General features: G+C 35.0%; 12 protein-coding genes and 1 pseudogene. 8 read left to right on the top strand and 5 right to left on the bottom strand.

All coding sequences use genetic code 11. The annotated features are described in order from the left end of the window. The 4 genes from QZ659_RS07930 to QZ659_RS07915 form a co-directional block, all read left to right on the top strand. The coding region (locus QZ659_RS07930) for a hypothetical protein (protein ID WP_291724565.1) at nt 1-573 on the top strand (573 nt) is incomplete at its 5' end. A 105-nt stretch (nt 574-678) separates the two neighbouring features. After that, entirely contained in the window at nt 679-2181 is a 1503-nt protein-coding gene (locus tag QZ659_RS07925; RefSeq protein ID WP_291724562.1) for a GDSL-type esterase/lipase family protein, read from the top strand. A 196-nt stretch (nt 2182-2377) separates the two neighbouring features. Continuing rightward, nucleotides 2378-2878, top strand: a complete 501-nt coding sequence (locus QZ659_RS07920; RefSeq protein ID WP_291724559.1) for a hypothetical protein — start codon at nt 2378-2380, stop codon at nt 2876-2878. Nucleotides 2879-2905: 27 nt separating this feature from the next. Beyond that, the gene (locus QZ659_RS07915) at nt 2906-3226 is read left to right on the top strand and encodes a YbjQ family protein (protein ID WP_291724557.1); all 321 of its coding nucleotides are present in this window, start codon (nt 2906-2908) and stop codon (nt 3224-3226) included. Between the two features lie 2 nt (nt 3227-3228). Here the strand turns inward: QZ659_RS07915 and QZ659_RS07910 are convergent. Beyond that, nucleotides 3229-3543, bottom strand: a pseudogene (locus tag QZ659_RS07910) (GNAT family N-acetyltransferase); the annotation flags it as partial. A gap of 255 nt (nt 3544-3798) precedes the next feature. On the opposite strand from QZ659_RS07910, the gene QZ659_RS07905 reads away from it, so the two are divergent. Then, the gene (locus QZ659_RS07905; protein WP_291724554.1) at nt 3799-4311 is read left to right on the top strand and encodes a GNAT family N-acetyltransferase; all 513 of its coding nucleotides are present in this window, start codon (nt 3799-3801) and stop codon (nt 4309-4311) included. Between the two features lie 6 nt (nt 4312-4317). Here QZ659_RS07905 and aroA read toward each other — a convergent pair whose 3' ends face one another. Then, nucleotides 4318-5643 carry a 3-phosphoshikimate 1-carboxyvinyltransferase gene (gene aroA / locus QZ659_RS07900; protein ID WP_291724551.1) on the bottom strand — a complete coding sequence of 442 codons (1326 nt, stop codon included), beginning with the start codon at nt 5641-5643 and terminating at the stop codon, nt 4318-4320. Nucleotides 5644-6121: 478 nt separating this feature from the next. Between aroA and QZ659_RS07895 the strand changes: the two genes are divergently transcribed. Together QZ659_RS07895 and tyrS are read left to right on the top strand one after the other, a co-directional pair. Beyond that, nucleotides 6122-6808 (top strand): OmpA family protein, encoded by a 687-nt coding sequence (locus QZ659_RS07895; RefSeq protein WP_291724548.1) that lies wholly within the window; start codon nt 6122-6124, stop codon nt 6806-6808. A 138-nt stretch (nt 6809-6946) separates the two neighbouring features. Continuing rightward, nucleotides 6947-8272 carry a tyrosine--tRNA ligase gene (tyrS, locus tag QZ659_RS07890; RefSeq protein WP_291724545.1) on the top strand — a complete coding sequence of 442 codons (1326 nt, stop codon included), beginning with the start codon at nt 6947-6949 and terminating at the stop codon, nt 8270-8272. A 118-nt stretch (nt 8273-8390) separates the two neighbouring features. On the opposite strand, the gene QZ659_RS07885 is transcribed toward tyrS, so the two are convergent. Beyond that, the gene (locus QZ659_RS07885; RefSeq protein WP_291724542.1) at nt 8391-9125 is read right to left on the bottom strand and encodes a YebC/PmpR family DNA-binding transcriptional regulator; all 735 of its coding nucleotides are present in this window, start codon (nt 9123-9125) and stop codon (nt 8391-8393) included. 108 nt (nt 9126-9233) lie between these two features. Further along, nucleotides 9234-10311 (bottom strand): peptide chain release factor 2 gene (gene prfB, locus QZ659_RS07880; protein ID WP_291724539.1). Its coding sequence is split into 2 segments (ribosomal slippage): nt 9234-10256 and nt 10258-10311, totalling 1077 coding nucleotides; the frame shifts between segments, so codons are not numbered across the junction. Nucleotides 10312-10515: 204 nt separating this feature from the next. Between prfB and QZ659_RS07875 the strand changes: the two genes are divergently transcribed. Next, complete coding sequence (locus QZ659_RS07875) at nt 10516-11358, top strand: hypothetical protein (protein WP_291724536.1); 843 nt, start codon at nt 10516-10518, stop codon at nt 11356-11358. A 195-nt stretch (nt 11359-11553) separates the two neighbouring features. Here the strand turns inward: QZ659_RS07875 and QZ659_RS07870 are convergent, their stop codons facing one another. Next, on the bottom strand, nt 11554-13977 hold the full coding sequence (locus tag QZ659_RS07870) for a TonB-dependent receptor (RefSeq protein ID WP_291724534.1): 2424 nt from the start codon (nt 13975-13977) through the stop codon (nt 11554-11556). Nucleotides 13978-14291 lie beyond the last annotated feature (314 nt).

The following is a 14291-nucleotide window of genomic DNA, read 5'->3' as shown; positions in this document are numbered from 1 at the left end:
TTAATTTTTGAAGAAGGAAAATTATTACAAGTAGATAAAGAAGGAGGCAGCACAAATAAATACATTTATCAAAACGAAAAAATCGTAAGAGTAGAAAGTTACGACGAAAAAGATACTACATATCTGATAGCAACATATAATGAAGATAGTGTGAAATATGTCGTTCCTTCTCCTGTGGTGATGCTTTTCAATAATAAGAATTTTGTAGGTTGTAATGATGTGAGCGAAGGTTATTCTTGTTGTTGTGTTTACTATCAAGGAGATACAATTTTTCAAGATGGTAGCAAGTGGATTTTTCTGAAAGATAAAGTAATAACTGAATATCATCCTATGGGAAAGTTTCCTAATTTTGATAACTACAAAAAAGCATTTTTTGTAAGAGATGGCTATGTAAATATTATAGTTGAAAATGTAATAACTAAAGAGCAACTTAAAAATCCGTTTTTAGAAGGAGATTTTGAGAGCGAAGAAAAACGAGAGATAAAAATCAAAATCTTGAAATCGCCAGCAGATACGCCTAAAAAAGAGGAAATAATAGAAGTAGAAAATGATATTGAACTGGATGATAACTAAACTTTTGAAAGGCGTGTGCTTTCTTGATAAGCAAAAAATAAAAAAATTATAACTTAGCCAAAAAGAATGTATTTTTGTAGAACAGAAATATAATACATCAGCCTAATGAAAACACCTCTTGTCGAACCTATTCGTCCACTTATTCTTCTATTTTATATTACTTGTATTGCTCTTGTAATAATGATGCTCTCACCAGGAGAAATTTCTTTGAGTGAGAATCTGTCGATGAATGTTTTTACACTTGAGGATTTATTGCCTGATACAACCCAGCAAAAAGAACTAGATTTTATTGCAGATATTCAAACTAAGGTAGAGAATGCAGAAAATTTAGCTAAAAAAGATACTTTAGAGCTTTCTAAAGAAGATTCTATACAGTTTGTAGATGTAGAAGATACTACTTTGCAGGAAGAAAAATATGAACCTGTTGTTCCTGCTCGCCAAGCGATAGAGTTTCCTCCTCAAAATCCGAATGCACTAGACCCATTTTTTGCTGCTTTGCAATCCCTTTCCAAATCTCCTAATCTGATTCGTATTGTTCATTATGGAGATTCACAGATTGAAGGCGACCGTATTAGTTCCTATTTGAGAGGACGTTTTCAAAATAAATTTGGTGGCTGTGGGGTCGGACTTGTGCCTGTGTATTCTCGTGGGAATGTTCGTGCGACATTATTTACAAAGTTTTCTCCCAACTGGACAAAATATGCCTACATAGACCAAAAGAAAAATCCTCGCCACAACAAACTAGGTATTTTGACAGAATATGACCGTTTTACACCTCCAACAGATTCGCTACACGAAGACATGAAACACGCTTGGGTGCGCTTCACAGACCCAAAACTTGGCTTTAAAAAGGCAACAACTATCGAAAATGTAAAGTTTTTATATCGTACGCCATCTGCTCCACTTGCTTTCCAACTCAACCTAAATGGCGATAAAGTTATAGATACCTTAGACCTTCCACAAACTTCAAATTTTGCCATTCATAAAGTGCCTTTAAAAACTAATTTTGATAAAATTCAAATACATTTAGGAAGCAAAGGAAATCCTGAAGTGTTGGGAGTTGCCTTTGACTGTAATACTGGAGTAGCATTAGATAATGTTTCTTTACGTGGAAGTTCTGGCTTTGAAATCCCTCGTATCAATCGTGATTTTATGAAACAACAGGTGGATAAGTTGCAAGTTAGACTCATTGTTGTTCAGTTTGGTGTCAATATTAGTGGAGAGGGGAATTATAGTCTTTCATATTATGAAAACATGTTTTATCGCCAATACAATTATTTAAAATCGTTACATCCTAATACATGTGTGCTTGTAGTGAGCGTTTCAGATAGGGCAAGAAAAAAGGGAACTCGTTTTGAATCTTATCCGAGTGTGGAAGTTATTAGGCAAGCACAAAAAAATGCAGCAATGAAGGCTGGTTGTGCATTTTGGGATTTGAGAGAGGCTATGGGAGGTCAAAATTCTATGGTAGCGTGGGTAAATAATAAACCTTCTCTAGCACAGAGTGATTACACACATTTCAATGCAAGAGGAGCGACTTTAGTAGGCGAAATGCTTTATAATGCTATGAATAATGCTTATGAAAACTACAAACAAAGAGTACAATAAAGTAGTGTCTTCAAAACAAATTAGTAATTTATAGCTTATTCGATATAATTGTGAGCCTTACTATTGTTTTTTGAAAAACAACAACGATTATTCTGTTATCAGTCCTTCCAATATAAGAACTATCGTTTTTTTGCAGGTTGTATCGTTAGGATGAATGGCTTATTTTTTTGTCTATCTATACTTTTTCAAAACCATTATGCAAGAATTAGAATATCCTATTTATGTCTTCAACAGACCTGTTAAAACACCAATAAGTAAATATAACTTAGCTTTAGAATTAGAGAAGCTAAGAGAAACGATGGATAATTTATCTTTTAAAAAAGAAGAAAAAGAAATTATATGTTGTATTTTAGGCACGTATTTTAATGAACTTGAAGGTGTTGCTAAAGAATTGGAATATCAACTTATAAAGCAAACTGATATTTCTGCCGTTTTTTACATTTGGTGTGATACAAAAAATAGTCAAGCCTTAGTAGAAGCTGTTGAGCATTGTAATCCTATGTACTTAAAAGGAGGTATAGATGCACTGCTAGAGCTTTTTACAGATGCTTTTGATGGGGCAAAGCACCCTTTCCATACTCTTCCGATTGCAAATATTGTAAAACAGACTCTTTCTCCGATAGAAATAAAGCAAGGAGAGGCAGATGGAAAAACTGGAATGACAAAATTTATTCATAAAATTACACTTGGAGTATAAATCTATTAATTTTAAAAAAATAAAGACATGTTAGTAACAAACACAGAGACTATTCACGGTGAAGAAATTGTAGAAGTTTTAGGTCTTGTAAGGGGCAGTACTGTCCGAGCTAGAAATGCAGGACGAGACTTTGTAGCTTCTCTGAAAAACCTTGTAGGAGGAGAAATTCAAGAGTACACAAAACTACAAGCTCAATCAAGAGAACAAGCATTACACAGAGTAATCCAAGATGCTCAACAGTTGGGAGCAGATGCGATTGTAAATATTCGTTTTGAAAGCTCTATGATTTCTCAAGGTGCATCTGAAATTTTTGCTTACGGAACGGCTGTAAAACTGAAAGGAAAGTAAATTTATTTTCGGATTAGCTCCATATTTAGGCGTGTCCACGTTTTCTGACCCACTTTTATAGAAGTAGTTTTTTCTGGAACAACTTTGAAGCCGACTTTCTCATAGCATTTAATAGCTCCTTTGTTCCAATCAAAGACGTGTAAATCTACTTTTCTTGTAGTCGTATCTTTAAAAAATAATTCTACCATTTGGAGGACAATCTGTTCTCCAATTTTTTTACCTCTCCACTTTTCTTCTCCAATCAAGATACGTGAAAGTCGTCGATTTCCATCTGGGTAATTGAGTTCACAATGTCCAATGACTTCTTCTGTAGCTGTCCAAACTACTTTAAAGGGTTATATATCGTTCTTTGCAATATAGTTTTCTAATTGCTCATTTGTCAGAGGAAAACTAAACATCTATCCTCCAAATTGGACAAGTTCTTCCTCATTATCTGTCCAACTCTTAAATAAGTCAAATTGTCTTTAGTAAAAGGTTATAATTCTATCATTTGTATTTTCAAGAATTGAAATCCGATAATTTATGTTTAAATTTAGAGTATAATATAAATTTTTAAAGTACAGGAAACCTCAATGCTTACAACAACTAGAACACATCTCAATCTAATTGAGAAAAAAGATTTTTCAGAGGTTATAAAGTCATTCAGAGAAGAAGGAGCAGTAAAATACACAAAGCATCTTCAAAATCTTTCCAACAACGAATATGCAGATTTTTTGGAAAATAAAAGAGTACGTTCCCAAGAAGGGCATTTATTCTACTGGGTCATAAGAGAAAAACAAACACAAAAATATATCGGAACAATAGGAGTAATGCCTTATTTGGGTTCAGACGAAGCCTTTCATCTTGGTTTTCGAATTTCAAAAAATGCACAAGGTAAGGGGTTTGCTACTGAAGTAGGACAAGCAGTTATTGACTTTGTAAAGAATCAGCTACAACACTCTTCTATTTTTGGAGTGATAATGAAAGAAAATATAGCTTCAAGAAAAACGCTTGAAAAATTAGGGTTTAAATTTATCAAAAGTGATCTTAATACAGATTATCAAATTCATTTAGACACATACCAGATAGACTTTGAAAGTAAATAACAGACTCTACTTTACCCTAAAGCCCATATCTGACATATCTTCCCAAAAACTAGGATATGATTTCTGAACTACCTCTGGGCTATCAATGGTAATAGGAAACAGTAATGCTAAGGGAGCAAATGCCATTGCCATACGGTGGTCGTGATAGGTTTGTAAAGGTTCTGTAGGAGCGTGAAGTTCTGTAATAGGAATATGCAGTGCATTATCATCAATAATTTCTACTTCTGCACCAAACTTGGCTAGTTCAATTTTTAGTGCCATCAATCTATCCGTTTCCTTGATTTTTAAAGTATGGAGTCCTGTCATGTGAGCCTCCACTCCCAAAGCTACACACAAAACAGCCATAGTCTGTGCCAAATCTGGACAAGGAGTAAAATCATATTTGAAAGGAGAACGTTTGGATGATGTTTTTTGTAAGCGAACTCCATCTTTTTCGAAAAGAGTCTTGATTCCCAATTTTTTCATCATTGTTGCAATTTGACTATCTCCTTGCCACGACTTTTGTCTAAGTCCCTTTAAGAAAACATCAGATTTGTTGCAAATAGCTGCCATACTGTACCAGTAACTGGCTGCTGACCAATCAGATTCTATTTTGTACTGATTAGCACTGTATTGCTGATGAGGTATGATAACTCTATTTTCTGTCCAAGAATGCAAAATACCAAAATGCTGCATGAGTTCTAAAGTCATCTTGATATAAGGCTCAGAAGATACAGGAGGAACAATTTCTAGCAAAATCCCTTTAGGCAACAGAGGGGCAATCATCAATACAGCCGAAATATACTGACTACTTATGCTGCCATTGATTGAAACCGATTGTTTTTGAGCATGTGGACTAAAACCGTGTATAAAAAGAGGTGGAAATCCGTCTTTGTCTTCGTAGGTAATTTGCGCTCCTAACTCACGAAGTGCCAACACTAATTCTTTTATCGGACGCTCATGCATTCTTGCTGTTCCTTTCAGAAGTGTTGGGTGGTTTTTTATGGTACAGAAGGCAGTCAGAAAACGCATGGTTGTGCCTGCATCCTGCACATCTAGGGTAAGGTCTAAAGTAGCATCGTTTGTATGCTTACCTTTGGTCTGGTTTCTAATAGTTTCTTCTTGTGCTTCTATTTCTCTAAACTTTGCCAAAAGTCCTTGAAGAATTTCAGTATCTCTAGCAGCAGAAAGATTCATGAGGTTGCATTTTTTTTCGCAGAGAGCCTCAATAATTAAGGCACGATTACTTTCACTCTTCGAAGAAGGTAGTGATATTTCACCTTCAAGATTGAGTTTGGGAGCTGAAATATGTAAAGAAGGAGAGACAAGAAAAGGGGATGCAGAAACAGACATATATTTACCAATAATTTTTAGTAAAAAATTAATTCTTTTATTAAACCTTATCACGGTTAATTTTGTGAAGTTCATTTCTCCATAGGGTTGGGTTTGTAAACCCAATTCTATCCTAACAGTCAGACTTGTAAAAAACCGTGATAACCTTTATTCTAATGTAAAATGAGTATAGAATTTATAAAAAAATAAACCCTTATTTTATACGAATACAATTTACAAAATCGTTTTAATCTATTTGGCTAGGATTGTTTAGTTATATCTTATACAAATAAAGTTCCTAAATGTTAGAGAAGCAAGAACTCTTTTGTTTTTACTACATTTTAGATAGAAAATTAGTACTAAAATAAGGGAGGTTCAAAACAAGTTGGCTTGTTTTGTGTTTTGTAGAAATATGATTTTAGAATACAAGATACGTTTTGTGTCTAGTTCAAAATATATATCACTTTTTAAACTATTTTTTTCTAAACCACATTTTATTATGAAAAATCTGAAAACAAAACTTCAAACACTTTTAGTGTATACCCTTATTTTATCTGTCGGTTCTTTTGGACTTTCTTCATGTGCTTCTTGGAGTAATGCAGGCAAAGGTGCAGCCATTGGAGGCGCAGCAGGAGGAGTTCTTGGAGGAGTTGCTTCAAAGAAAAATCCAGCAGCAGGTGTTATTATTGGTGCAGCCGTTGGTGGTGCAGCAGGTGCAGCCATTGGAGCGTATATGGACAAACAAGCAAAAGATATTGAAGAAGAAGTAGAAGGAGTAGAAGTAAAGCGTATAGAAGAAGGTATTGATGTTACCTTCGATTCGGGGATTCTTTTTGGATTTGATAAATCTGATTTGAATGCAAACGCAAAAGAAAATGTTGCTAAACTAGGGCGCATATTGAATGAATATCCAGATACACGCCTTACGATTCAAGGACATACAGACGACAAAGGCGATGAGAATTACAATAGGCAGCTTTCAGCAAGACGTGCAGATGCTGTACGTGATTATTTGATTGCAAACGGTGTAAAGGGAGGAAGACTTAATACAACAGCCTATGGAGAATCTGCTCCTGTAGCCAGTAATGAAACAGAAGCTGGTAGAGCAAAAAACCGTCGTGTAGAAGTAGTTATCGTAGCTAATGATGATTTAAAGCGCAAAGCAGAGCAAGGTAAGCTTGACTAACATCTAGCTATCAGTTGTTAAGAAAATCAAGAGACTATCTGAAAAGAATTAGTCTCTTTTTTTATGTGTCACAATTTATTATTCTGATATTTTTAAAAAAAATAGGAACTTAATCTTCTGAATTTCTATTTTTGTACTATGGAAAAACAAATACCTAATCTCATTGAAGAACTTCGCTGGCGAGGCATGTTACAAGACTCTACGCCAGATACAGAAAAATACTTACTTGAAAACAAAATTTCAGGTTATATCGGCTTTGACCCTACTGCCGATTCTTTACATATTGGTAATTTAGCAACCATTATGCTTTTGGTGCATTTGCAGCGTGCAGGACATACACCGTATGCGCTTGTAGGTGGTGCAACAGGAATGGTAGGCGACCCTTCTGGAAAGTCGGCTGAAAGAAATCTTTTAGATGAGCCAACACTTCGCCACAACGAAAAATGTATTGGCGAGCAACTCAAAAAGTTTTTAGACTTTGAAGGAGAAAATGCTGCCGTTTTGGTAAACAATTACGATTGGTTTAAGGAGTTTAGCTTCCTAGAATTTTTAAGAGATGTAGGAAAGCACTTGTCTGTCAATTATATGATGGCAAAGGATTCTGTCAAGACACGCCTAGAAACAGGAATTTCTTTTACAGAATTTTCTTACCAACTTCTCCAAGCCTACGATTTTTACTACTTATACAAAAACCATGGTGTAAAACTTCAAATGGGGGGCTCTGACCAGTGGGGAAATATTACCTCTGGAACAGAACTTATCAGAAGAATAAGCAATGCTGAAAGTGATAACAACGACGATACAAGAGAATCAGCTTTTGCTGTTACGTGTCCGTTAGTTACGAAAGCAGACGGTTCTAAGTTTGGAAAATCGGAAAGTGGAAACGTTTGGCTAGACCCAAATCTTACCTCACCTTACAAATTTTACCAGTTTTGGCTCAATGCAGATGATGATGTTGCACCTCGTTTGATTCGTGTCTTTACGCTTTTAGATAAAGAAACTATCGAAAGCCTAGAAATTGAACACGAAAAAGACAAAGGGCAGCGTATTTTACAAAAAGCTCTAGCCGAAGATGTAACCAAGCGAGTACATGGTGAAGAGGCTTATGATAATGCAGTAGCAGCTTCTCAAGTATTATTTGGAAAGGATGTGGTAAAGGAGCTTCAACAAATTGATGAACGAACACTTTTAGAGATTTTTGAAGGAGTACCACAAATTCAAATTTCTTTAGATGAGTATCATCAAGCAGAAAATGTAACCGAGCTTTTATCTACTGTTACAGACAACAGAATTTTTGTTTCTAAAAGTGAAGCCAAAAATATGATAAAAGGAGGGGGCGTAAGCATCAATAAAGCAAAAATTGCTGACCCAGTAATGGAAGCTGATTTTGCTTTACTACAAGACAAATATTTGCTTGTTCAGAGAGGAAAGAAGAATTATTATTTGGTTTCTGTTTCTAAATAAGCATTAAAAAAACCTAAGAAGATTTGAAACTCTTAGGTTTTTTCTTTTCATGAAGTGTTAAAGACAAGTCTTTTATACACAAATTTTAGCCGTTGTCGGTGTCCCCACCGACAACTTATTATTCAACATTATGATACACAGCTTGAACGTCATCTTCCTCTTCTAGTCTGTCGATGAGTTTCATTACTTCTTCTTCCTGCTCATCTGTGAGCGACTGTGTGTTTTTTGGAATGCGCTGAATAGTTGATTTTTTTGGTTCAATACCCTTTTCATCCAAGAATTTTTGCATCTGACCAAAGTCCTCAAATTGTGTGTGAACGACGATGATTTCTTGCTCTACACCTTCTTCTACTTCAATAGTTTCAGTTGTAATGTCTTCTGCTCCTGCATCGATAAGGTCAAGTTCTAACTCATCCATATCAATTTTGTCAGCTTCGATTTCAAAAACCCCCTTTCTATCAAACATAAATTCTAGTGAACCTGTCTTTCCAAGATTTCCTCCACAGCGTGTAAAGTGCATTCTTACCATGGCTACGGTTCTATTAGAGTTATTTGTAGCACACTCTACCACCACAGGAACGCCGTGCATAGCATAGCCTTCATAGACAATTTCTTCAAAATCGCCATCTTCTTTCGAAGAGGCTCTTTTTATAGCTGCCTCAATTCTATCTTTGGGCATATTGAAGCCCTTAGCATTTTGTATGGCTGTTCTAAGGCGTGGGTTGGTGTCTGGGTCTGCGCCACTTTCTTTTACTGCAATCGCAATTTCTCGTCCTACTTTAGTAAAGTTACGAGCCATTGCGCCCCAGCGTGCTAATTTGGCTTTTTTACGATATTCAAATGCTCTTCCCATTTCTATATTTTTTAAGTAACCGTCGTTGAGACTCAAAATGCAGCCGTCACCGAGGATTAAATTATTGTTTTTGATAATTATAATTACTACAAAATTAAGAAAATCTGTCTAATTTTCCATCAAAAAGGCTTTCATGTATTCGGTAAGGTCGCCATCCAAAACAGCCTGTACGTCAGTTCGTTCATATCCTGTACGTACATCTTTGATGAGCTTGTAAGGATGCAAAACATAGTTTCGAATTTGTGAACCAAAATCAATGCTTTTTTTAGAACTTTCTATTTCGTCTCGTGCAGCATTTCGCTTTTCAATTTCTATCTGATAAAGTTTTGCCTTGAGCATTTCCATTGCTAGTTCTGCATTTTGAAGTTGAGAGCGTTCTTGCTGACATTCGGCTACGATTCCTGTTGGAATGTGTTTCAAACGAACAGCTGTTTCTACTTTATTGACATTCTGCCCTCCAGCACCCCCAGAACGATACGTTTGGCGTTCTATGTCGGCAGGGTTAATTTCAATTTCGATAGAATCATCCACCAACGGATATACATAAACAGAGGCAAAAGAAGTTTGACGCTTACCAGCCGAATTAAATGGAGAAATACGAACCAAACGATGCACGCCGTTTTCAGATTTGAGATAACCATACGCAAAATCGCCACTAATACGAATTGTAACCGATTTTATGCCAGCTACATCGCCATTGACAAGGTCTATGAGTTGGTATTTGTAATTATTTTTTTCTGCCCACATTCTGTACATTCGAAGGAGCATTTCCGACCAGTCTTGGCTTTCTGTTCCTCCTGCACCTGAATTGATTTCTAAAATAGCATCTAGCTTGTCTTCCTCACCACTAAGCATTTTTTGAAACTCTAAATCTTCTAACGTTTTAGTAACTTTTTGAGCTTCTTTGTTGAGTTCGGCTTCAGTAGCTTCTTCTGCTTGATAAAATTCGTATAAAACTTCTAAATCGCTTAGTTGAGCATATAGATTTTCAAATCTGTCTGTCCATATTTTCTTAGATTTGATGGTTTTGAGTAGCTTTTCAGCTTCTTCTGGGTTGTTCCAAAAGTCTGGCTCTAATGTTTTGGCTTGTTCTTCTTCAATTTGAGCCTTTTTTGCTTCGTAGTCAAAGATAGCCTCGCAAATCTTCTGTTCTGCTTTGCAAGGCACGGAGTTGGTCTGGTGTCATAAATTAAATTAAGAATTTAGATTTTAGAAGTCAGAATTGTTTTATTCTCAATCTAAAAAAAATATTTATCTATTTTGATATAGCTCTAAATAACTACAAAGGTAAATACTGAAAGAGAGTTTAACAACTATAAATAGTAGCAATCAAAACTATACTACTGAAAAATAGGTTTAAAGAAAGATTGATAAGATAAAATTAAATGATATGCATATCCATAAAATAGATAGTCAAATTCATTCAGAGTTTTTAAAAGAAGAGCGTCAAGACCCTATTACTGGCGATTTGATAGAGGAAGGCGATGAGGTTGTTTTTTGTGCGAGTTGTAAGTCTGCTTTTTTGAAAGACACATGGGAGTATTTAGGCAAAAAGCATTGTCATCAAAGAAGAACACTAAAACATCCTACCTTCGGAAAAAGTCTTGTGCTTGTAAAGGCAAAACAACAAACCGTTTTTTTTCCTTTGGAGGGTGCAAAATCATTTAAAAAGTTTAGAAAACTCACTAAAAATAGTTCTTGGAAAAGTCAGTATGAAAAAATAGAAAATAATGTGATTGTTCACAATGAGAAAGAAGGCACAGGACTAATCTTACTCTTAGCAATATTTGTTTATGTTTTTATAATGACGACATTTGGCGTTTCTGCTGGATTTTTTGGTATTATTAGTTCGCCTGTTTTGTTAGTTTTGGCTCGCTATTATATCAACTTAGTCTATTCCTCCAATACAGATAAAGCTATGTTGGGAATAGGAGAAAGTGAATTAATTATTTATTTTTCAGAGAGAAGACAAAAAGCAACGATTCATTATAACCAAGTAGAAAAAATAATTATTACCTACCAGTCGGAAGATAAATCTAAAGTAGATATAAAAGACTGGAAAGATGGCATTGCACAGGCTGAAATAAAAACGATGCACGTCAAACAACTCATAAGTTCTATTTCAAAATGCAATAAAAAAACGCTAGTAGAACTTGTTTCTTTTCCAGACAACTATCAAGACCATAATTTCTTTTGGCACTTACAAGAAAATCCATTGCTGCGATTGGTTTGATGGCTGATATGTAAAAAATATGAAGAGACAAAATATTATAATTATTCTTAGAGTATGACATGAGATAAAAAGTTGTTGGTATCGCTACACTAAAATGCCAACGAACGGTACTTTTTACTATTCTGTGATTTACAGAACAGTAAATTTCTATTGATGTCCAGATTCTAAATTATTCTATCTCTTCATAAAGAATACTTAAAACTCTATCTTGTAAGCAATATTTGGAATGACTAAGGTTTGCCTGCTCTTATCTACCGTATTGGTTCTGAAATTATATTCATAGCCATAAAACTCTTCAGCTCCTAAAGCATTCAGAACTTGTAAAGACCATATACTGCGATGTTTCTTTTTATTTTTCTGATAATTGAGAGACAAATGAGTAAGGAATGGATTTGGCTTTTGTTCTTCAAAGGCACGACTTTCATCTTCAATAATTTTTTGGTTGTTGATAGAAGTATCAAAATCTACTGGCATAATGCGCTGTCCTCCTTGGTAGGCAATTCTTACACTTAGTCCTAATACATTATTGTTGTTTTTACCAACATTCCATTCTTTTCCTACTAAAAGATTGCCAAGAAACTGCTGATTGAATCGTGTATCACGCCAAACTTTATCGCCTCCTTGGTAAGTAGAGTTAAATAGAGAAAGCGTAAATAAATAGAAAAATCCTTTATCTAAAAACTTTTCAGCCGTAATATCTATACCATAATTTCTGCCTTTTCCTTCATTGAGAAATTTATCATCAATAAACCAACTTTGATTCAAATTGAGCAAAGAAAAAGAGCTGTTTTCAATCACAGGCACATTAAATAACTCTTGGTAATAGGTCTCCACTTTTAAGCGTAAGGTAGAAGAAAGCATTTTCTGATAGCCTAAAGTAAGGTGATGAGCTTTTGTAAAATCTAAATCTTTATTCAGATATTCGGACGTATTTCTGTTTTTTATCAAGTAAATGTAAATAGGTTCAACTCTGCTATGCAACCCATATCCGAAGGTAAGACTTTGTTTTTTAGGTAGTCTATATTCCATTGACAAACGAGGCTCAATACTGAATTTTTCTGTGATGGCTAAATATTGAAAATGACTACCAATATTTATGGTAAAATTGGGTGTTAGGTCTATTAAAGACTGTGTATAGGCTTGAAAATGAAGAGCTTGGTCTTTCGTTTTGACTAAAGTTTCTAAGGCTGTTGTTTCTTGTCTTTGCTTCAGTTCAATATCATATTGTAATAGATTTGTAATGATTCCTGTACGATTGATGTGTCGTTTTCCAACTAAAAAATTGGCATAACTAGAAAATGTATGCTTGAAAAGGTTATTTTTTATGTTTGATTCAGGCTGTAAAATCTGTTTTTGGTCTAATACACTTGTCTTTATAGAAATTCCACTTCCAGAACTTGCAAGAGTAGAGTTCAAATATCCTTTTTTTCCTAGACTAATACGGTGATTTAAACCTACTGCTCCCATATATTGCTTATTTTCAGCTTCTTCAAAATCACTCTTATATTCACGTTCCGTAGAGTCTTCTTTAGCAAATTGTCCTGAGTTATCTAAAGCACTAATCCCCCATAGTGAAAATGTACCAGCTTTTTTGGTAGGAATATTAATTTTGAAAGTCAAGTCTTGATAATTTGTACCCCCTGCATTTTCGGGCAATATGGGGGCAAGTAATCCTAACATAGAATATCTATAATTGAAAATATAAGATGCCTCTTTTCCTTTCACAAAAGCTCCTTCAGAAGCCACATCAACCCCCAAGGCACTCACTTGAAAAGCATGAGTTCTTTTATCTGTTTTACCATTTCTGATATTCAAATCAAAAACACCAGACAAAGCATTTCCATATTCAGCAGGAAAAGCACTTAAAAGAAAATCGGAATTAGCAATCAAATGACTACTTAAAGCTGTCAGTCCTCCTCCCCCAAAAGTCTCTAAGTCTGCAAAGTGGTTTGGGTTAGGAATTTCTATTCCTTCTACTCGCCAAAGCATTCCCTTAGGGCTATTTCCACGTACTACAATGCCGTTATTATCTATTTCACTGGTGGCGACTCCTGCAAAGGCTGATGCCAAACGAGCTGGGTCATCAAATCCCCCTGCATAACGACGAGCTTCTTCCATGCTCAATGTTCTTCCTCCAGACAATACCATCGCATTTTGGGGAGTACCATGTTCTTCTTGTGCTGTAATTACAACACCTTCCAGTTCTGTTCCTCCGTCTTTCAAACGCATCTCTACGACAGTTTCATTGACAGAAGTAAGAATAATTTCCATTTGGCGAGTTTGATAACCTACATAACTTACTTGTAAAACATGGCGACCAATAGGCACATTTTCGATTCTGAAATTTCCTGCACTATCTGTCGTAACTCCCATGAGAGGTTTTATATCTACAACAATGACATTAGCAAAAGGAACAGACTGTCCTGTAGCTTCTTCTGTTATTTTTCCACTAATCGTTTGGGTAAGGGTTTGGCTTTTTGCAGTATGGTTTATGAACAACAAAGCTAATAGTGTAAAGCATATAGATTTGAAATGGCTAAACTTTGAGAAGACCATTACTTGATAAAGAGAAGCAAAGGAGTTTTTATGTTTTGCTAGATGAGAAAGGTAAGTATTCATTGTTTTGATGTTTGAGTTAATTATGAATCTTTACTCAAACGACGACAATAAAAACACCTTGCCCCTAGTTTTCAGTAACTTAAAACTTGTTAATTACCCTTCCTTTACTTTCTCCTCTCTCAAACTCTGCAATTCTTGCCATTCGTCTCTGAGTCTTATAATAATTTCGCTTAAATAAGTAAGCGAACAATTTTTTATATCAAAAGTTTGTGTAAGTATTTAAAATACAGTTAGTTATGTGGTTTTTGATTATCTATTTGCTTATAGAAAAATATTTTGTTTTTTTCTGCCTAAGTTGCTTTTTGTTATCTTGG

This window comes from Bernardetia sp. (assembly GCF_020630935.1).
Taxonomy (GTDB): Bacteria; Bacteroidota; Bacteroidia; order Cytophagales; family Bernardetiaceae; genus Bernardetia.
Note: the sequence above shows the minus strand (reverse complement) of the source record. Positions and strands in the feature narration are given on the sequence as shown.